This is a genomic window from uncultured Muriicola sp. (genome assembly GCF_947258935.1).
Classification (GTDB): domain Bacteria; phylum Bacteroidota; class Bacteroidia; order Flavobacteriales; family Flavobacteriaceae; genus Muriicola.
Genome location: NZ_CAMYKH010000053.1, coordinates 1 through 19,535, shown reverse-complemented (window position 1 = coordinate 19,535; position 19,535 = coordinate 1). Strand labels below are relative to the sequence as shown.

Sequence of the window (19,535 nt, the reverse complement as noted above, 5' to 3'; positions counted from 1 at the left end):
ACTATCCATAAGATTACTATTAGTGGATTCTTACTTCCATAAGGGCGAACGGTATTGCCCTTCTAAGGTCATTCCTTCAAGTTGAGCCATTGCCTTCTCCTTGTCATCGGCATAGGTAACCCCAAACCACATACTTTCAGAGGGAATGACTTCTACCTTGGTCTTCCCAGCCTGTAACATGGCCTGGATCACAAAAGGCAGATATACTTCCCCTTTTTCCATGTTCTCGCCTTTTTCAAGAAAGTTTCTAAAGTCTTGTTCTATCTGGTCAAAAATAACTGGTCTGCATACCCAAAAGTTCATACTTACCAATTCGTCACCAGTAAATTGAATCCCGGAGTCTGAGTCCACGATCCCATCTTGCTGTTTTTCAATTGCAATTCGCTCTTCCACGGAGAGAAGCGACTTCCCATTTTGTTTACATACACCTCTGGATACTGAGCCATATTCAGACAAGGTATCTTTTAGGGTGTAAGCTACAAGACCAAAAGAAGTATCCTTGGGATCCTTGAAAATAAAATTGGCAGCATTCTTATACGCCTGTTTCCCATAATAATCATCTGCATTGATTACGGCAAAAGGCCCGGATATAACTTTTCTTGCAGACCATACGGCATGGGCTGTGCCCCATGGTTTGGCTCTTTCTCCCTCAAAACTGATCCCTTCCGGAAGATCGCTCAATTCCTGAGAGACCACATCTAGTGCCACAGTTTCAGGAATTTTTGAAGATAAATGTTCCTTCAGGAAAGCTACGTTATCCTTCTGAGTGACCACAACAATATGATCAAAGCCGTTTTCCAGAGCGTCATAGATACTGAACTCCATCAGGAATTCTTCCTTTGGACCTAATCCATCGAACTGTTTTAGTTTACCGTACCTACTGCCTCTGCCGGCAGCCATTAATAATAGGGTCATATTAATTGCTTTTGGGCGCAAAAATAAGTTTTTAAGATACAATTCCCGTGCTGTCCGCAAGAAATTCATAAATTGAGTTTCCATATTAGTAACGAACGAATTATGACCAGCAGAAGAAGTTTTATACGAAATACAGCCATTGTGGGTGCAGGAATGGGTGTTCTCCCTAATTTGGCTTCGGCCATGTACATTACCAATGCAAAAGAAGAACTAAACGTAGGATTGATAGGCGTTGGACTCCGGGGCACCAATCATCTCAGAAATCTTATTCTGCGCACAGACGTCCGTATCACAGCTCTTTGTGATGTTGATCCTGAACGTATCACACTTGGCAAAAAACTACTGGCGGAGGCAGGGAAAAAGGCGCCGGCCATCTTTGGGAAGAACTCTTTGGACTATCTTAATTTATTGGCTCTAAAGGAGGTTGATGCCGTGATCATTGCAACCCCTTGGTTATGGCATACACGGATGACGGTAGATGCGATGAAGGCCGGAAAATATGCCGGAGTGGAAGTTTCTGCGGCGAATACCCTGGAAGAATGCTGGGATCTGGTGAACACCCATGAAGCAACCGGGACGCATATGATGATACTGGAGAATGTAAACTACAGACGCGATGTGTTGGCTGTTTTGAACATGGTGAAGCAGGGAATATTTGGTGAAATGGTCCATTTTAGATGCGGGTATCAGCACGATCTTCGGGAAGTGAAATTCAACAACGGGAAACAACCATATGGAGGAGGAGTAGAGTTTGGAGAAAAAGCGATTTCTGAAGCGCGTTGGCGCACCGAACATTCGGTAAAACGAAACGCAGATGTATACCCTACCCATGGGTTGGGTCCGGTGGCTGTTATGGCAGATATTAATAGAGGTAACAGGTTTTTATCCCTTACCTCTCATGCCACCAAGGGCATAGGGTTGCATAATCATATTGTGAAAAATGGAGGAGAAGACCATCCCAATGCAAAAGTAAAGTTTAAACAAGGAGATGTAATTACCACTACCGTAGATACCGCTAATGGAGAAACCATCATCATTACTCATGATTGTAACCTTCCTCGGCCTTATTCATTGGGCTTCCGGGTGCAAGGGGCCAACGGATTGTGGGAAGTAGATGGCAACCGCATATACATTGAAGGAAAATCTGAGTCCCATAGATGGGATGCAGCCGATTCCTGGTTATCAGAATACGATCATCCCTTATGGAAGAAATATGGGGAATATGCGGCCGGTGCAGGGCATGGGGGGATGGACTTTTTTGTTCTAAATTCCTTTGTAGAATCGGCTAAAGCAAATATTGCTCCGCCTATGGATGCCTATGATGCCGCTGCCTGGAGTGCAGTAACACCCTTGTCTGAGGTCTCCATTCTCCACAAAGGCGAACCTCAGGATTTTCCTGATTTTACACGTGGACTTTGGATGAAAAGGGCTCCTTACAACTGGATGAAGGATACATACTAAAGGCTTATTTGTTAAATAAACACTTGCCTGGCACAACCTTATTAGATGATTAATATCATATTTTAAGAACCGCGGTCTGTTTACTTTTGATGAAACAGTTTTTATATGCCTAGCCTAATTCAAAAGTACAATGTTCAGGGTCCCCGTTATACGAGTTATCCTACGGTCCCATATTGGGATATGAACTCTTTTTCAGGAAAAGCCTGGAAACAAACCCTGCAAAAAAGTTTTGAAGAAAGTAATGATACAGAAGGCATTAGCCTGTATATTCATTTGCCTTATTGTGAGAGTATGTGCACCTTTTGCGGATGTCATAAGCGTATCTCCAAAAAGCATGAGGTAGAAATGCCGTATATCAAATCGGTCTTAAAGGAATGGCATTTATACTGCGATCTTTTTGATTCGAAACCTATTATTAAGGAATTACATTTGGGCGGAGGCACCCCTACCTTCTTTGCACCAGAACATTTGAAAATGCTGATCGATGGGATATTTAGGCGTGCGGAAAAATCTGATCATCACGTGTTTAGTTTTGAAGGACATCCCAACAATACTAGCAGGGAACACCTACAAACATTGTTCGATCTGGGATTCAGACGAGTGAGTTTTGGGGTTCAGGATTATAGCGAAAAGGTTCAGAAAGCTATCCATAGGGTGCAACCATTTGAAAATGTAAAAAGGGTAACGGAATGGTCTAGAGAAATAGGGTATACCTCTGTGGGGCATGATATTATATTTGGCCTTCCTCACCAAAAAATTGAAGATATTAGAGAAACCATTGACAAGACCAACAAATTAAGACCAGACAGGCTGGCATTTTACAGTTATGCTCATGTGCCCTGGTTAAAAGGGAATGGTCAACGAGGATTTAAGGATGAAGATCTGCCCGGGGCTGAAGAAAAACGCCAACAATACGAACTTGGCAAGAAATTATTGACTGATGTAGGATATTTTGAAATAGGGATGGATCATTTTGCACTCAAAAGCGACTCCCTTTACAAGGCATTTGAAGCAGGTACCATGCACCGAAATTTTATGGGCTATACCGATTCTAAGACACAGTTGATGATTGGGTTGGGAGCTTCGAGCATCAGCGATAGCTGGTATAGTTTTGCGCAAAATGTAAAAAGTATTGAAGAATATCAGCATTTGGTAGACCATAACATTATACCCATCTACCGTGGGCATCTTCTATCTGAAGAGGATTTGGTTATTCGACGTCATATTCTTAACTTAATGTGCACAATGGGAACCTCTTGGGAGGATGAAAGACTGCAATTTAAGGAGGTAGAACTAGTCCTGGAACATTTACGTGAAATGGAATTAGACGGCTTGGTTAATACTAATACTAACAAACTTAGCGTTACAGAAACAGGTAGGCCATTTGTGCGAAATGTATGTATGGCCTTTGATCTATTAATGCATAGAAAAGCTCCTGAAAAAAGAGTATTTTCAATGACCATTTAACCCTTTAAAAATAACCCATGAAAACAATTATAGTCCCAGTAGATTTCTCAGAACAATCCGAATACGCACTGAACGTAGCCGCTTCTCTGGCCAATAAGCAGAATTTGGAGATCCTCGTGTTACACATGCTCGAGTTAAATGAGGCGATGCTTACCTCAACGGAGGGCTTTCATCCGGAACAAACTGTTTTCTTGCTGAAACACGCGGAAAAAAGATTGAACGATTTTTTAAATAAGGACTATCTTAAAGGAGTAAAGATCACCCCTGTTATCAAGCATTTTAAAGTGTTTGGAGAGGTGAATGAAATTGCTGAAAAACACAATGCAGATCTTATCGTTATGGGGTCGCATGGTAGTGATGGGTTAAGGGAAATCTTTGTAGGATCTAATGCTGAGAAAGTTGTAAGACATTCGAATGTGCCTGTACTTGTGGTAAAGGATGATATGAAGGATTTTAAAATAAACAATTTTGTTTTTGCCTGTAATTTCAAAGGTGAAAGCTTAGCCGCTTTCCAAAAAGCACGCAAATTTGCAAGCTCTTTGGGAGCAAAGCTACATATGGTGTATATCAACACCCCAGGAGACGATTTCCTTAGTCATAATGATTCCCATGAAAAGATCAATAAGTATCTGGAAAAAGCAGGTATCGGTATAGAGGTTAAAATCTATAATGATTACAGTGTAGAAAAAGGAGTGCTAAATTACAGCGAAAGCGTTAATGCCGATCTTATTGGTATCCCTACTCATGGCAGGAAAGGACTATCTCATTTCTTTATGGGTAGTATAGGAGAAGATATTACCAACCATTCCAAGATTCCTGTAATGACCTTTAAGATTTAATAAGGTTGTTATTAATAAAACAAAAAGGGTGCTGATGCGCCCTTTTTTCATTTGATAAATTAGAATTTGCCAATAATGCGGCTCCTCCCGCCCGAAGGCCAAAACTAGGATCTTGTACAATGGTTCCCTGTCCACGAATGGCGTTAAAAAAGGTCAGGAAATGATCATAATGCCCCCCTTTGTAATCATAGGGGGCTTTCCAGACGGTTTCACCGGTTGCCAGGACATCCGAACGCATTTCCAGATCCATCGCGGCGTAAGCCTTTGCCAATTCTTACTGCTCCGCCTCCGTATAGGCGATCATAGAATAATTGGAGGGTATCTTGCCAAGCTTACTTCTGATAAGGGTAACCGAATTTTGGCCTACTTCCATAGCCCCTTCCGTACCAATGAGTCTAAAACCACCTCCATCTCCGGAACCTGCAATAAAATTCACTCGAAAAGAGGCATTAAAAGCAGCATGTGTATCTGTTTTGGAATAGTCATAAAAAGTGAGGGTTACATCTGGTACATCACGGCCATCGTTCCAATAACGGAGACCGCCTGTAGACAATGCCCTATTTGGTCCTTTGGAATCCAGGATATAGTGGAGTGTAGAAAAAGCATGTACAAAAAGATCGCCTGCAACCCCCGTCCCATAATCCTTGTAATTTCGCCACCTAAAGAATCGGGTAGTATCAAAAGCGTGCTTTGGTGCATTCCCCAGGAAGGTATCGAAGTCTACCGTTTGTGGATTGGCATCTGCCGGTATTGGATATTGCCAGGCCCCTTCTGAGGAATACCTGTCGTTATACATGTCTAGCAGTACCATGTCTCCAATAGCCCCATCCTCGTATAATTGCTTTGCTTTTTCATTTCCCAGGGAGGACATACCCTGACTTCCAATCTGACAAATAGCCTTGGATCTTTTTTGTGCTTCAATGATCTGTGCCCCTTCTTCAAATTTTTGAATCATGGGTTTTTCGCAATAGACCGCTTTGCCGGCATTCAATGCATCAATAGTGATTTTTTTATGCCAGTGATCTGGAGTTGCTACGATCACAGCATCTACATCTTTACGAGAAAGAATCTCACGGTAATCTCTTGTAGTAAACAGGTCATTTCCCCATAGCTCTTTGGCTCTGGCCAGTCTGCCTGAATACAGATCACATACAGCCACTAATTTTACTCCTGCTACCTTTAATGCAGTAGAAGTATCATAGATGCCCTGTATCCCGGATCCAATTAGGGCAAGGTTAATGTTGTCATTGGCGGTATGCTCTTGAAGTAAATATTCTCTTTTGAGGAGTATTTCCTTGTTCCCTTTGGAAGCAATTATATATGGGGCGCCACCGAATGCGGCAGTACCGAGGGCTGCCTTCTTTATAAAGGACCTGCGCGACTTATTTTTTTTCATAAAAAGGTAGTTATATCAGTACAACAATAAAGGAAGATACGGCTTTTTTACTTTTTTAAGAAGGGCACTACCGCGATAAAAAGGAAGCGCCATTACTAAGGTCGAGTGAGAGCTCGGCAATTGTCATTTTTTTTAAAGTACTTAAAAGTGCCGTTCTTGTAGGGTTCACGTATTCGTGAAGGGGACAGGGATGTTGTGCATTGCATTCGTCTATCCCAAGGACGCAAGCTTCAAGTCTTTGATTCCCGTCTATCACTTCAATGACACTATAAACAGGGTTTTCTTTATTCTCTTTGGTAAGGTAATATCCCCCTTTGGGTCCTTTTGTAGCAGAAATGATATTTTGCTTGGAGAGAGCTTGTAGTAATTTTGCCAGATAGGCCTTAGGTACCTGCGTGGGTTCACTAAGGTCTTTTACCATCAGCTTATGCGATTCATCTGTCTTATTGGCCAGATACAAAACCGCTTTTAGGGCGTATTTAGATGAGTTACTGAGCATTTAAACTTATTTGTCAAATATAAAAGGACATTTATATCCGAAATATGATTTTTATCATGTTATTTCCTTCTCACTCCTTATAAATTTGTCAATAATTTTAACTCTGAACAAAATGAAATCAATTTTTAAAAGTATGGTCCTGTTGTTTTCTTTACTTCTCATAAGTTGTGGGGGGAAGGAAGAGAAAAAGGAAGGCTTTAGCGTGGATAGGAGCAAAGCTCCCGAACCAACATCTGAAGCAGCTGCAGAGTCCAATGAAGTACCAGCATCTCAGCGTATCACTCTCGATGAGAAAGGGGTAGGGCAGATCAAAGAGATCACACTCGATCCACAAATCGACACTGAAATGGCCGCTGCGGGCGAAGCTATCTTTAAATCCAATTGTATGGCATGTCATAAACTAGACAAGCGATTTATTGGCCCCTCACCAAAAGGTATTTTGGAAAGAAGGAGTCCGGAATGGATCATGAACATGATCCTGGACCCTAAATTGATGACCGAACAGGATCGTTGCGCCAAAGACCTTCTTATTGAATTCAACGGTGCCGCCATGGCAAATCAAAATTTAACCGTAGAAGAGACCCGATCCATCTTAGAATATTTCAGAACCTTATAATATCCAAACCAATGAAAAGAATAAAAAAATTATTATTACTAGGAACCTCCCTTCTTTTAATAGGTCTTGTATCTAATTGTAAGAATGAGGCCAAAACAGGAACAACCACTGCTTCTCCTACTGCAACAACAGATGAGGCTAAAGAAAAAGGCCAGGCCTTTATTGAAGATGATGGATCTACTCCCAATGTTCTGAATATTGCCATTGGGTCTCCAGACCATACAACACTAGTGGCCGCAGTACAGGCTGCCGATCTTGAGAATGTTCTTGTAAACGCTGGTCCTTTGATGGTATTTGCACCTACCAATGAGGCATTTGCGGCCCTTCCTGAGGGAACGGTTGAAGATCTTCTTAAGCCTGAAAATAAAGATGCATTGGCTAATATTTTAAAATTTCATGTAACACCGGGTAATTATAGCAAGGAGTTTATAATGAAATTCAAAAAATTAGGCCAGGCTAACGATCAGAGTGTTCCCGTTGAGGTAAAAGACGGTGAGGTGTATGTAGGCGGAGCTAAGATCATTGCCAGTGTACCAGCTGGTAACGGAATTGTCCATGTTGTGGATAAGGTAATGCTACCTCCGGCAAAAGAATAATAGATATCAATTAAACAATAAAAACAGATACAATGAAAAAAATGAAATATTCCGCGCTTGCTTTACTAGGACTGGCGATGGTTTTTACCGGTTGTAATGATGCAGGCAAGTCCTCTAATGGGGCCTTGTCATCAAGCGCCGCTGAGAAGGTGTATGTGGCCCCTGGGGAACAAGATGAATTCTACGCTTTCCTTTCAGGTGGGTATAGCGGTAACCTAACAGTTTACGGTCTTCCGTCTGGACGAATGTTTAAAGAAATTCCCGTTTTCTCGCAATTTCCAACCTCCGGGTATGGGTATTCTGAAGAAACCAAACCCATGTTGAATACTTCCTTTGGATTTGTTCCATGGGATGATCTTCACCATCCCGACATTTCTCAAACAAACGGAGAACTCGATGGACGGTGGATCTTTGTGAACGGGAACAATACCCCTCGTATTGCCCGGGTAAGCCTTAGCACTTTTGAGACTGAAGAAATTATGGAGATTCCTAACAGTGCAGGTAATCACAGTTCTTCTTTTATCACCGAAAATACAGAGTACGTAGTTGCAGGGACAAGATTTTCAGTACCTGTACCTCAGCGCGATATGCCCATTAATGAATACAAAGGGAATTTCAAAGGTGCTTTATCATTTATCAGTGTAGAGCAAGAGCATGGACATATGAATCTTGAGTTCCAGATCCTTATGCCTGGATTCAATTATGACCTTTCACATCCAGGTCGTGGAAAATCGCACGGATGGTTCTTCTTTTCAACATATAACACGGAAGAGGCCAATTCTTTAATGGAAGTTATGTCTTCACAAAATGATAAGGACTTTATTGCCGCAATAAACTGGAAGAAAATAGAGGAGTATGTCAAAAATGGAGGAGGAACCAAGATGCCAGCTAATTATGCGCACAACGTGTATAATGAGGAAACTCATACCGGAACTTCTACCATGAAAAAAGAGGTAGTTACGGTAGACCCCTTAAAAGTGCCTGGATCAGTGTACTTCTTACCTACTCCTAAATCACCACACGGTTGTGATGTAGATCCAACTGGGCAATATATTATTGGTGCCGGAAAATTGTCTGCTGACATTACAATACACTCATTTGATAAAATGTTGGCAGCCATAGAAGGCGAAAAATTCGATGGAGAAGCCTATGGTATTCCCATTCTGAAATTTGAGGAAGTACTGGCCGGTACTGTGAAAAGTGGAGGATTAGGGCCACTGCACACTGAGTTTGATGGCCAAGGAAATGCCTATACCACCTTCTTTATTTCTTCAGAAGTGGTTAAATGGAAAGTGGGGACCTGGGAGGTCATTGATAGAAAACCCACATACTATTCCGTAGGTCACCTTATGATCCCCGGAGGAAATTCAAGAAAGCCATTTGGTAAGTACGTAGTTGCGATGAATAAGATCACAAAGGATAGATATCTGCCAACAGGTCCGGAAATGGAACATTCCGCACAGATCTATGATATATCTGGCGAGAAAATGGAGCTTATCTATGATTTCCCAACACACGGGGAACCCCATTATGCTGCCGGTTGTCCTGCGGAGTTGTTGGCGCCTAAATCAAAAAAGATCTACAGGCTCGATGAAAACAAACATCCATTTGCAACCCTAACTCCAGACAAGGCAAGGGTAGAGCGTAACGGTAATGAGGTACATATCTATATGTCAACCATACGTAGTCATTTTACCCCAGATAATATAGAGGGTGTAAAAGTTGGGGATAAGGTATATTTCCATATTACCAATCATGAACAAGATTTTGATGTACCACATGGTTTTTCCATTATAGGTCAGAATACTTCCGAGTTATTGGTAATGCCAGGGCAAACCAAAACCTCTATTTGGGAACCTAAACGGGTTGGGGTATGGCCATTTTACTGTACCGACTTCTGTTCTGCACTGCACCAGGAAATGCAAGGTTATGTAAGAGTGTCTCCTGCAAATTCGAACATTGAACTATCCTGGTCATTGGGCGAGTAAGCAGTCTATAGTTAAATTAAATTTAGTTGGATTAGAAAGCGGGTAGTTACTATAAACCTACCCGCTTTTAAATCAAAAGATAGATTTAAACAGTCATTCCTATTCCTATTTTCAAATTATTTAATAAAGAAGAACGATGAAAAAAGCGAGCATAATCATGATGGTTGGTCCCTTGCTCTTATTGGGATTATATGTCTTTCCATTGTGGAACATCATGTTGGGAGCACCCCAATACCCTGATCCTTTGGGGATCAATATTCATATTGATGGTATTAGGGATGTAAACGAGTTCGACATACAGAATATAGATGGTCTCAATCACTATATTGGGATGAAGACCTTACCCAAGCCGGAAGAAATGTGGGAATTTAGTACGTTTCCCCTAGTTATTGGAATAATGATTTTTCTGGGATCGCTAATCGGATTGTTGGGCTTTTTTGGAAAGCTAAGTTATAAATGGTTTTTAGGGTGGTTTATTATTATGTCAGTATTAGGAGTTATGGGAATGTATGATTTCAATGAATGGATGATCGATTACGGGACTAATCTGGATCCTCATGCCATCATGAAACTTGCCAATCCGGATGGAACTCCCATGACCTACAAACCACCTCTTTTTGGGCATACAAAAATGCTGAATTTTGACGTTACTTCCTTACCTTCAACCGGGGCATGGTTCATGTTCACTGGGATGATGTTAACAGTAGTAGCCTTTTTTATAGGCAGAAAGCAACGGAAGTCCTTGGTAGAAAGTAGTGTTAAATAAGGCAAAAGGAAAACTGCAGAGAGATGAAAGCAAGGTATTGCATTGTTGGCTTATTATTAATAGGACTTACCTCCTGTAATATTGGCCCGGCACCTATCAATTATGGCAGTGATGGTTGCCATTATTGTAGTATGACCATCGTGGACAAACAACATGCTGCACAATTCGTCACCCAAAAAGGCAAAGCGTTTAAGTTTGATGCCACCGAATGTATGATGAATTACCTTAGGGAGATAGATAAAACTACCGTATCCCTGTTCCTTGTCAATGATTATGACGCTCCCGGGGAATTGATCAATGCCACGGAGGCTACATATCTTATTAGTAAAAATATTCCTAGCCCTATGGGCGAATTTCTGACAGCTTTTAAAAGCAGGGAAGTTGCTGAAAGGGTTCATGCTGCCAATCAGGGAGTACTTTTGTCCTGGGCAGAATTGCAGGATCGATTTAAGGAATAACCATTTTAATCAGCCAAGTATGTACAACATAAGTGATGAAATAAAAATCCAGGAATACAATAAACTTCAAGTAAAAAAATTGGTCAATAAAGATTCTCTGGAAATCCTATGCATAACGCTGGAAAAAGATACGCTCTTCCCGGAACATACTTCTCCCAGAGATGCAGAACTGTTTGTGTTGGAAGGAGCCATTGAATTTCACATTAACGGAACAACCTACAACCTAAAGACCCAGCAGCATTTTAATTTTCCTGGAGAAACTGTACATTGGGTCCTGGCCACGGAAAATTCTAAGTTTTTGATCATCAGATAGCATCTCTATGAAAATCGTCTTTTGTTTTTTATTGGGCTTACTATGTTATGCCGGACAGGCGCAGCATACAAAGGTTATTGAAGTTTGCCCAACTTGTCCTGTAAGTACCATCAAAGAGGGTATTGCCATGGCAGCAACGAATGACACCCTGCGGATAAAAAAAGGCACTTATCTGGAGTATAATATTGTAATTGATAAACCTCTTACCCTGCTGGGAGAAGACTATCCGATCATCGATGGGGAAGATAAAGGAGAGATCATTCGGATAGTAAGTGATAGTGTTACGATAGACGGACTTTTCATTAAGAATGTAGGCACAAGTTATACTACAGATTGGGCGGCTATTCGCGTAGTGAAAAGTGAAAACTATCTTATACAAAATGTAGTGCTCGAGAAGTTGTTTTTTGGGATTTATCTGGAAAGATCTAATAATGGAAGAGTCTACAACAACAAGATCAAAGGTGATGCAGTAGATGAGTACAATTCGGGTAATGGAATTCAATTATGGTACTCAAAAAATGTAGTAGTAGACCGGAATAGTGTTCAGGGAGTACGCGATGGAATTTATCTGGAATTTTCAGATTACATTACTATCAAAAATAATGTTAGCACTAAAAATTTGAGGTATGGCTTGCATTTTATGTTCTCAAACGATGACATTTACACAAATAATACCTTCGATAATAATGGTGCCGGTGTGGCTGTAATGTTTTCCAAGAGGATAAAAATGCTCAATAACACCTTTCGAAAAAACTGGGGAACTGCAGCTTTCGGGATGTTGCTTAAGGAAATCAATGATGCTGAAATATCGGGGAATACCTTCGAAGAGAATACCATAGGGATAAATATTGAAGGCTCGAACCGAATTGAGTACCACAACAACAATTTTATCAGGAATGGATGGGCCGTTAAGGTTATGGGGGCTTGTTATGCCAATACTTTCAAAAACAATAATTTTTTGTATAACTCATTCGACATCTCTTATAACAGTAAGATGAACGACAATGTTTTTGATCAAAATTACTGGAGTGAGTATACCGGCTATGATCTGGATAAAGATGGGGTAGGTGATATACCGTACAGACCTGTGAAACTGTTTTCCTATATTGTAAACAGAACGCCGGAAACTATTATTCTGTTGCGCAGTTTATTTATGGACATCATTGATTTTTCTGAAAAGGTATCGCCGGTATTTACCCCGGATAATCTCCTGGATGCGAATCCATTGATGAAACGACAAAAATGATAGAGGTAGACTCATTACATAAAAAATTTGGCAAGAATCAGGTGCTCACCGGCCTGGACCTTCAAATTGAAGAAGGTGGAATTTTTGCGGTCCTGGGCCCCAACGGATCGGGGAAGACCACTCTCATAAAATGCATTTTGGGGATGGTACTTCCTAATAAGGGAGCTATCAAAGTAATGGGCGCTCCCATTAAAAATACGTGGCGTTACCGCAAGCAGATCAATTATCTTCCCCAGATCGCCAATTTCCCGGGGAACATTAAAGTAAACGAGTTGTTTAAGATGATCAAAGATCTGAGACAGCAACCAGACAGGCAGGAAGAATTGATATCACTTTTTGGATTGGAACCCTCTATGAACAAAAGGTTAGCAACCCTCTCCGGTGGCACTAAACAAAAAGTAAACATTGTACTCACATTTATGTTCAACAGCCCACTAATCATCCTGGACGAGCCCACAACCGGATTAGATCCAGCATCGCTGATACAACTCAAAAATCTGATCAGAGAAGAGAAATCTAAAGGAAAAACAATTTTAATAAGCTCACACATCATGCAATTCGTAGCCGAAGTTGCGGATGAGATCATTTATCTGCTAGAAGGGACTATTTATTATAAAGGAGGAATTTCTGAGTTGCAGAAAAAGACGGGCCAAAAAGATCTTGAACATGCCATTGCGGCTATTACATCCACACCTGTACATGCTTAAGATTTTAAAATACAGTTTTTACGATCTCATCAGAAGTAGATGGAGCTATGTGTATTTCATGTTCTATTTATTGCTTGGATTTGTATTGCTATTCTTGAATAATGACGTATCCAAGGCAGTTATTACATTGATGAATGTCATCATTGTGCTGGTGCCTCTTATTGGGACCATTTTTGGGATCATGTATTATTATAATTCAAAGGAATTCACAGAACTATTGCTGGCACAACCTATTCCCCGCTCTTCTATTTTTCTGGGGCAATATTTAGGGGTGGCAGGTTCACTTACCTTAAGTCTGGTGCTTGGCCTGGGCATTCCTTTTATGCTGTACGGGCTCTTTAAAAGTGATGCCATCTTTGATTTTTCTCTGCTGCTTGTAACCGGGGCTTTTTTAACAGCTATATTCACCGCCCTTGCTTTTAACATTGCTATTTCGAATGAGAACAAGATCAAAGGATTTGGGTATGCCGTACTGCTATGGCTCTTTTTGGCTGTTATTTATGACGGCTTGTTTCTAATGTCCCTTATCATATTTGAAGAGTATCCACTAGATAAATTTTCACTGGCAGCCACCATGCTCAATCCAATAGATCTATCAAGAACACTGATTCTACTCAAATTGGATATTTCGGCGCTTTTAGGGTATACAGGAGCTGTCTTTAAGCAGTTCTTTGGGACAGATACCGGTTTGCTGGTTTCCATGTTAATGCTGCTAACTTGGACCGTCTTGCCCATCTGGCGTATAGTTTACAAGGCGAAAAGAAAGGATTTCTAGCTAGAGTATGTTGTAATAAATTCCTGATAGCTACCCCTGGAGGGATGTTTTTTGGTCATCAACACCATTTTATTTTTATGAGCCTGTATCATATCCTGAATAGCTTGCTGCCTCTCAGTATATGGATTGATCTTTCCCCAGGCGATCAGGATAATATCTGATTGACAAATAGCTTTTTGGATGTGACCATTGTTTTCAGGGCCAACATCCGAGGGTCTTGCTTTGAAGTTTTTTGTTTGAATACGGGCAAATTGATTTACAATAAGAATCGTAGATACATTATCAAATTCCGGGTATTCCTTTTGAAAAATGAGCGTTTCTAAAAACTGAACGGATTTATCCGCAAATTCACTTCCGGCAATACTGGGGTTTTGCATGATAACACAAACAGTTTGTCCATATTCCCTGTCTGAGTGTTGTAAAGTGAGTAGGTATCGATATGCGCCACATGTTGAATAAATGGCTTTTGCATCAATTTGATTTAAGTGTCTATAAACCATAGAAAAGAGAGATCTTACTTTTTTGTACGATGTTCATAGATCTTCATAAATAGCATGGTTGACATTTTTTGAGCGCGATTTTTCGCAATCCATACCAGTTCACCTGTAAATAATTCATCAAGAGTCTCGAACCATAAGTTGAGCCAAAGTCCAAAATGCTCTGATGTAATGGTATGATTCATTTTGGAATCGACCTGTTGATGCACTTCTATAGGATTGCCAAGATACGTTCTCCTGACTAAAAGTTGACTTTCCCAAAAATCGGTTAAAACTTCAAAATGAGACTCCCAATCTACTATGATCACATTAAAAATGGGACCCAGAGCAGGATCTTTCCTGATCTTTCTATAGAAAGAAGTTACGAGTAGGTAAATGTCTTCCCGATTCGTAAGTGGAGTTTTTTCATTTATCATGACACTATCGGTTCAATTCACTCTAGGTGATATTCAATGCAATGTCTACCATTTGTTTAAAGCTGGTTTCTCGTTCTTCGGAGGAAGTAAATTCACTTGTTACCAATGAATCGGAAATGGTTAAAATAGATAAGGCTTTCACTTTATGCTTTGCAGCGATAGTATAGAGAGCTGCGGTTTCCATCTCAACGCATAAGACCCCGTGATCTGCCCATTTCTTAAAACCATTTGGGTCGTCCTCATAAAAAATATCATTTGTCAGGATATTCCCGGCTTTTATAGGGATCTTTTGTTGATCGGCATAGGTTATGGCCTTTTTAAAAAGATCAAAATTGGCAGTTGGGGCAAAATGACTTCCAAAGAACTTTCGATCATTTATGGCAGAGTTTGTGGACGCAGCCATGGCCAAAACCACATCTCTAAGGCCAACATCCTTTTGGAAACTTCCTGCAGTCCCAACTCGTATAAGGTTCTTCACCCCATAATCTACAATGAGTTCGTGATAGTATATTAAAGCCGAGGGAATTCCCATCCCACTTCCCTGTACGGAGATACGTTGCCCTTTGTAAGTGCCGGTAAATCCCAACATTCCCCGTACCTTATTATAACATATGGCATCCTCCAAAAAATTTTCTGCGATCCATTTGGCTCGCAAGGGATCACCCGGTAATAGAACCGTTTCGGCAATAGCTCCTTTTTGAGCATTGATATGTGTACTCATAATTCTGCTTTTATGACTCCATCATTTGTACCCCAGAGGAGGTGCCAATACGAGAAGCGCCTGCTTTAATATAAGCCAAAGCAGTGGCTTTGTCTCTTATGCCTCCAGAGGCTTTGATCCTTGCCTTTTCACCCACACTCTCCTTCATGAGTTGAACTGCTTTTAGAGTGGCTCCTTCAGGTCCAAATCCTGTGGACGTTTTTACGAAATCTGCCCCCCCTTTTAAGGAAAGTTTACAGGCCTCAACTATTTCATCTTCAGATAAAAAGCAAGTCTCCAGAATCACTTTTAATACGGCATTTCCAATAGTGCTTTTGATGTTCTTTATCTCTTCTGAGATCTTTGTATGCAAACCCGACTTAAACCAACCTAAGTTCATAACCATATCTATCTCATCGGCTCCTTGTTCTGCGCAAAATTCAGCTTCAGCCTCTTTAATTTTAGAGGCCATGGCACCTAAGGGAAACCCAATCACAGCAGCTACTTTCACCTGTGTATTTTGCAACTCTTCTTTTGCTAAAGCTACATAACTACTATTTACACAAACCGCATAGAAATTATATTTTTTTGCTTCAGTACAAAGGGTTCGGATATCCGCTTCCGTGGCAGTTGATTTTAATAAGGTATGATCTATATATTGATTTAGTTGCATTCTTCAGGATTCATTAATCTCGTTCAAATCGCTCATAGGCTGCTTTATATAGCTCTTCCCTGTGATTCGGATGAGCTATTGATATAAGTGCCTTTGCCCTTTGATGCAGGTTCATTCCAAAGAGGTTCACCACACCATACTCGGTAGCTACATAATGTACATGGGCCCGGGTAGTGGTAACCCCCGCACCGCTCTTTAAAAGAGGGGTAATCTTAGAGATCCCTTTTTTGGTCTGTGATGTAAAAGCGAATATTGGTTTTCCTCCTTTAGAGAGTGACGCAGCACGAATAAAATCCATTTGTCCACCAACACCGGAAAATTGTTTTGTCCCTACACTATCTGCACAGATCTGACCTGTAAGATCTATCTCTATAGCACTGTTAATGGCCGTTACTTTTGGATTTTGTAGGATCACATTAGTATCATTGGTATAGGCAGCCTCTTTGAAATTAACGATGGGATTATCATCAACAAAGTCGTATAAGCCCTGAGTGCCAGATGCAAAACAAGTTACGATTCTTCCTGATTTTAACGTCTTTTCTTCCCCGGTAATTACACCATTTTCAACAAGAGGGAGAAGTCCGTCCGAAAACATTTCGGTATGTATGCCCAAACGTTTATGGCCATACAGATTGGTCAATACAGCATTTGGGATATTGCCTATTCCAAGTTGAAGGGTAGCGCCATCTTCTATTAGTTCGGCCACATTTTTTCCGATCTGATGTTCAATCTCTGATATTTTAGACATCTCATGGGTATGAATCGGTTCGTCTATCTCAAAGGCGGCATTGATCTCCGAGCTGTGAATTATGCCATCCCCATGTGTTCTGGGTACTTGAGGATTGATCTGTGCAATAACCAATTTCGCAGTTTTTATCGCAGGCAAGGTTACATCTACAGATACCCCTAGAGAACAGTATCCATGTTTATCTGGAGGAGACACCTGTATCAGTGCTACATCGAGAGGTAAAATATTCCTCCTGAAAAGCAAGTGAATTTCGCTTAGAAAAATAGGTATATAGTCGCCTTTATTTGTGTTGACGGCATTACGCACATTTCCCCCAACAAAACAACTATTTATGGTGAAGGCACTGTTATAAGGCGCACTGGCATAATTTACGTTTCCTTCCGTATGGATCGAAATAATTTCCACATTTTCCAACTCCTTATATCGCTCGGAAACAGCATTGATAAGTGTATTTGGGGTCATAGCGGCCCCTTGTAAAAAGATACGGTCGCCAGTTTTAACCAGGGCAGCCGCTTCCGTCAATGAGACTATCTTCATGTTACTATTTTTAGGTATTTGTTATTATGATATACGATAAGAGCCATTAAGGTTGATGACATTCAATTTGGGTGTTGACTGCTTCAGTCATAGGTTTAGGGGATACATATGGAATGCCTAGCCCCAAACCTCTTAAAATAAATAGGACGCCAACAAGAACCACAAAGATGGGAATAAGTTGGCGAATTTTTTTCTTTGCCGGAGTTTTCAATAGTTTCCCTAAAAAAGCGGCACTGGTCATCAATGGAACAGTCCCCAAACCAAATAGGATCATATAAAGTGAACCTTGAAGGGGTGAAGCCATGGCGATGGAAGCAAAGAGCGCTACATAGACCAAACCACAGGGAAGAAATCCATTGAGGAAACCGATTGTCACAAAAGTGTCTGCCGTGCGTTTTTTAAGCAAGGCGCCCAACTGAGACTTAATTTTGGAAATGATACTATAAATTGGTTTAGATACACGGTAGGTGTTCAACTTATTTTGAGGGATCACGATGGCGAGGATCATAAGAATGCCCATTCCAATAGACAGATATTGTTGCGCACCAAATAGGTAAAGTCCCTTTCCAAAAAAACCGAAGGCTAGTCCTAAAATGGCATAGGCAGCCATTCTTCCTATGTGATATACCAAGACCTGAAATGACATTTTATAACGATCACTTCTGTCTAGTGGTAGCATAAAGGCGATGGGGCCACACATGCCTACGCAGTGCAAACTTCCCATAAGACCTAATAAAAATGCTGTATATACCATAAGTGTTGTTAGTAGGTCATGCTTTTTTTAACTAGATATTCTTTTCCCATATAGCTCCAGCGTATACTAATGTCCCAGCGACCATCCAACAAACGATTGTCAGGTATGAGCAAATGTGCATTGGATAAACTTATGGGTAAGTCAAAATCCAAGTGTTTATTGGACGGTCTGTAAAGGGACACTGTGCCACTTATTTTAGTTGGATCCATATCTTCGGGAAATAGGATCTGCAGGCCTTCTTCGGCCTTTTCAATCTGCAATTTATACGGAAGTGCATTGGCTTCCTTCTCTGCATCTATTTCTTTTTGAAATGCCAATTCTTTCTTGTAGTACTCATCGGTAACAAGATCATGGTTGGCACGGTCATCTGTGTTCATTCGGTATACAAAAAACAAGATAAAGCCTATAAAGCCTATAAATGCCAGCACAATTCCTGTTCCCCAGTTTAGTTTCATAGTATTGTTTTTAAATGTATCGTTCGCCCCTCAAATGGTTTTAATTATAGCTCCTTGGTGCCAGGAATCGAGTAGAGGTGGTTTCTATTAAGGTATTTCCGCTATACACCCCTATCTTTAATTTGTCTTTATCTCCGGTTAATGCCGCTCCGTTGATATCAATGAATAAGGTACCTTCTGAAAGTTCTTCTGCAGGGACATTGAAATTTTTATGGGTAACCACATCAATGGATCCTTTGTGAGATAATAACTTAAAACTAACATCGGGCACTTCCTTAGTGGTCTTATTAATGAGTTTAAAGGTATAGACATTGCTGATGATATTACCTTCCTTACGCTCGTATAACTGGCCTGGTAGTCTAAGAATATTGGCTTCCAGATCATTCCTCAGGAACAACATTCCTACCAGTACGCCTATTAGAATGAACAGAACAGCCGAATAGCCCTTTAACCTTGGTGTGAATGTAAATTTTGTCTTTTTTTCAATATTGTCCTCACTGGCATATCGAATAAGGCCCTTAGGCTTGTCTATCTTTTCCATGATGGTGTCGCACTCATCAATACAGGCCGTACAGTTCACACATTCTAGCTGGGTCCCATTTCTGATATCGATACCGGTAGGGCACACATGAACACACTGAAAACAGTCTATACAATCACCATGACCCATTGCTTCGCGGTCTTCTCCTTTTCTGAATTTCTTTCTTCCATTT

General features: G+C 40.8%; 24 protein-coding genes. 12 read left to right on the top strand and 12 right to left on the bottom strand.

The window, feature by feature from the left end:
- Positions 1 to 30: 30 nt before the first annotated feature.
- A complete protein-coding gene (locus Q0X72_RS09745) occupies positions 31 to 915 on the bottom strand; it encodes a sugar phosphate nucleotidyltransferase (RefSeq protein ID WP_297764624.1) in 885 nt (294 codons plus the stop codon).
- Between the two features lie 102 nt (positions 916 to 1,017).
- Here Q0X72_RS09745 and Q0X72_RS09740 point away from each other — a divergent pair, with 102 nt between their 5' ends.
- The 3 genes from Q0X72_RS09740 (at position 1,018) to Q0X72_RS09730 (ending at position 4,682) form a co-directional block, all read left to right on the top strand.
- Complete coding sequence (locus tag Q0X72_RS09740; protein ID WP_297764621.1) at positions 1,018 to 2,376, top strand: Gfo/Idh/MocA family oxidoreductase; 1,359 nt, start codon at positions 1,018 to 1,020, stop codon at positions 2,374 to 2,376.
- Between the two features lie 105 nt (positions 2,377 to 2,481).
- On the top strand, positions 2,482 to 3,843 hold the full coding sequence (hemN, locus tag Q0X72_RS09735) for an oxygen-independent coproporphyrinogen III oxidase (RefSeq protein WP_297764618.1): 1,362 nt from the start codon (positions 2,482 to 2,484) through the stop codon (positions 3,841 to 3,843).
- Between the two features lie 17 nt (positions 3,844 to 3,860).
- Entirely contained in the window at positions 3,861 to 4,682 is an 822-nt protein-coding gene (locus Q0X72_RS09730) for a universal stress protein (protein ID WP_297764616.1), read from the top strand.
- On the opposite strand, the gene Q0X72_RS09725 is transcribed toward Q0X72_RS09730, so the two are convergent.
- From Q0X72_RS09725 to Q0X72_RS09715, 3 genes are all read right to left on the bottom strand, one after another.
- The gene (locus tag Q0X72_RS09725; RefSeq protein WP_297764614.1) at positions 4,672 to 4,953 is read right to left on the bottom strand and encodes a hypothetical protein; all 282 of its coding nucleotides are present in this window, start codon (positions 4,951 to 4,953) and stop codon (positions 4,672 to 4,674) included. The genes Q0X72_RS09730 and Q0X72_RS09725 overlap by 11 nt on opposite strands.
- Positions 4,954 to 4,956: 3 nt before the next feature.
- The gene (locus Q0X72_RS09720; RefSeq protein ID WP_297764611.1) at positions 4,957 to 6,078 is read right to left on the bottom strand and encodes a Gfo/Idh/MocA family oxidoreductase; all 1,122 of its coding nucleotides are present in this window, start codon (positions 6,076 to 6,078) and stop codon (positions 4,957 to 4,959) included.
- A gap of 67 nt (positions 6,079 to 6,145) precedes the next feature.
- Positions 6,146 to 6,577 (bottom strand): Rrf2 family transcriptional regulator, encoded by a 432-nt coding sequence (locus Q0X72_RS09715; protein ID WP_297764608.1) that lies wholly within the window; start codon positions 6,575 to 6,577, stop codon positions 6,146 to 6,148.
- A 112-nt stretch (positions 6,578 to 6,689) separates the two neighbouring features.
- Between Q0X72_RS09715 and Q0X72_RS09710 the strand changes: the two genes are divergently transcribed.
- From Q0X72_RS09710 to Q0X72_RS09670, 9 genes are all read left to right on the top strand, one after another.
- Complete coding sequence (locus Q0X72_RS09710) at positions 6,690 to 7,193, top strand: cytochrome c (RefSeq protein WP_297764606.1); 504 nt, start codon at positions 6,690 to 6,692, stop codon at positions 7,191 to 7,193.
- Positions 7,194 to 7,204: 11 nt separating this feature from the next.
- Positions 7,205 to 7,789 carry a fasciclin domain-containing protein gene (locus tag Q0X72_RS09705; RefSeq protein WP_297764604.1) on the top strand — a complete coding sequence of 195 codons (585 nt, stop codon included), beginning with the start codon at positions 7,205 to 7,207 and terminating at the stop codon, positions 7,787 to 7,789.
- Positions 7,790 to 7,821: 32 nt separating this feature from the next.
- Complete coding sequence (gene nosZ / locus Q0X72_RS09700; protein WP_297764602.1) at positions 7,822 to 9,777, top strand: Sec-dependent nitrous-oxide reductase; 1,956 nt, start codon at positions 7,822 to 7,824, stop codon at positions 9,775 to 9,777.
- A gap of 136 nt (positions 9,778 to 9,913) precedes the next feature.
- Positions 9,914 to 10,543, top strand: coding sequence for a hypothetical protein (locus Q0X72_RS09695; RefSeq protein ID WP_297764599.1), 630 nt, complete (start codon positions 9,914 to 9,916; stop codon positions 10,541 to 10,543).
- Between the two features lie 23 nt (positions 10,544 to 10,566).
- Complete coding sequence (locus Q0X72_RS09690; protein ID WP_297764597.1) at positions 10,567 to 11,001, top strand: nitrous oxide reductase accessory protein NosL; 435 nt, start codon at positions 10,567 to 10,569, stop codon at positions 10,999 to 11,001.
- Positions 11,002 to 11,020: 19 nt separating this feature from the next.
- Positions 11,021 to 11,314, top strand: coding sequence for a cupin domain-containing protein (locus tag Q0X72_RS09685; protein ID WP_297764595.1), 294 nt, complete (start codon positions 11,021 to 11,023; stop codon positions 11,312 to 11,314).
- Between the two features lie 7 nt (positions 11,315 to 11,321).
- Positions 11,322 to 12,560, top strand: a complete 1,239-nt coding sequence (locus Q0X72_RS09680; RefSeq protein ID WP_297764592.1) for a nitrous oxide reductase family maturation protein NosD — start codon at positions 11,322 to 11,324, stop codon at positions 12,558 to 12,560.
- Positions 12,557 to 13,267: an ABC transporter ATP-binding protein gene (locus tag Q0X72_RS09675; protein ID WP_297764589.1), complete on the top strand. Its 711-nt coding sequence runs from the start codon at positions 12,557 to 12,559 to the stop codon at positions 13,265 to 13,267. Before Q0X72_RS09680 ends, Q0X72_RS09675 begins: the two co-directional genes overlap by 4 nt.
- Positions 13,260 to 14,042 (top strand): ABC transporter permease, encoded by a 783-nt coding sequence (locus tag Q0X72_RS09670; RefSeq protein ID WP_297764587.1) that lies wholly within the window; start codon positions 13,260 to 13,262, stop codon positions 14,040 to 14,042. Before Q0X72_RS09675 ends, Q0X72_RS09670 begins: the two co-directional genes overlap by 8 nt.
- Here Q0X72_RS09670 and Q0X72_RS09665 read toward each other — a convergent pair.
- The 8 genes from Q0X72_RS09665 to Q0X72_RS09630 form a co-directional block, all read right to left on the bottom strand.
- Positions 14,039 to 14,542, bottom strand: a complete 504-nt coding sequence (locus Q0X72_RS09665) for a DUF1643 domain-containing protein (protein WP_297764585.1) — start codon at positions 14,540 to 14,542, stop codon at positions 14,039 to 14,041. The genes Q0X72_RS09670 and Q0X72_RS09665 overlap by 4 nt on opposite strands.
- Positions 14,543 to 14,556: 14 nt before the next feature.
- Positions 14,557 to 14,955, bottom strand: a complete 399-nt coding sequence (locus tag Q0X72_RS09660) for a group III truncated hemoglobin (protein WP_297764583.1) — start codon at positions 14,953 to 14,955, stop codon at positions 14,557 to 14,559.
- A gap of 22 nt (positions 14,956 to 14,977) precedes the next feature.
- Positions 14,978 to 15,676, bottom strand: a complete 699-nt coding sequence (gene deoD / locus Q0X72_RS09655) for a purine-nucleoside phosphorylase (RefSeq protein WP_297764581.1) — start codon at positions 15,674 to 15,676, stop codon at positions 14,978 to 14,980.
- A gap of 10 nt (positions 15,677 to 15,686) precedes the next feature.
- Positions 15,687 to 16,328: a deoxyribose-phosphate aldolase gene (gene deoC / locus Q0X72_RS09650; RefSeq protein ID WP_297764578.1), complete on the bottom strand. Its 642-nt coding sequence runs from the start codon at positions 16,326 to 16,328 to the stop codon at positions 15,687 to 15,689.
- A 13-nt stretch (positions 16,329 to 16,341) separates the two neighbouring features.
- Positions 16,342 to 17,613: an acetyl-CoA hydrolase/transferase C-terminal domain-containing protein gene (locus Q0X72_RS09645; protein ID WP_297764575.1), complete on the bottom strand. Its 1,272-nt coding sequence runs from the start codon at positions 17,611 to 17,613 to the stop codon at positions 16,342 to 16,344.
- Between the two features lie 46 nt (positions 17,614 to 17,659).
- On the bottom strand, positions 17,660 to 18,367 hold the full coding sequence (locus Q0X72_RS09640) for a sulfite exporter TauE/SafE family protein (protein WP_297764572.1): 708 nt from the start codon (positions 18,365 to 18,367) through the stop codon (positions 17,660 to 17,662).
- Between the two features lie 8 nt (positions 18,368 to 18,375).
- Entirely contained in the window at positions 18,376 to 18,822 is a 447-nt protein-coding gene (locus Q0X72_RS09635) for a FixH family protein (RefSeq protein WP_297764569.1), read from the bottom strand.
- A gap of 40 nt (positions 18,823 to 18,862) precedes the next feature.
- Positions 18,863 to 19,535: 4Fe-4S dicluster domain-containing protein (locus tag Q0X72_RS09630; protein ID WP_297764566.1), on the bottom strand; the 673-nt coding region annotated here is incomplete at its 5' end.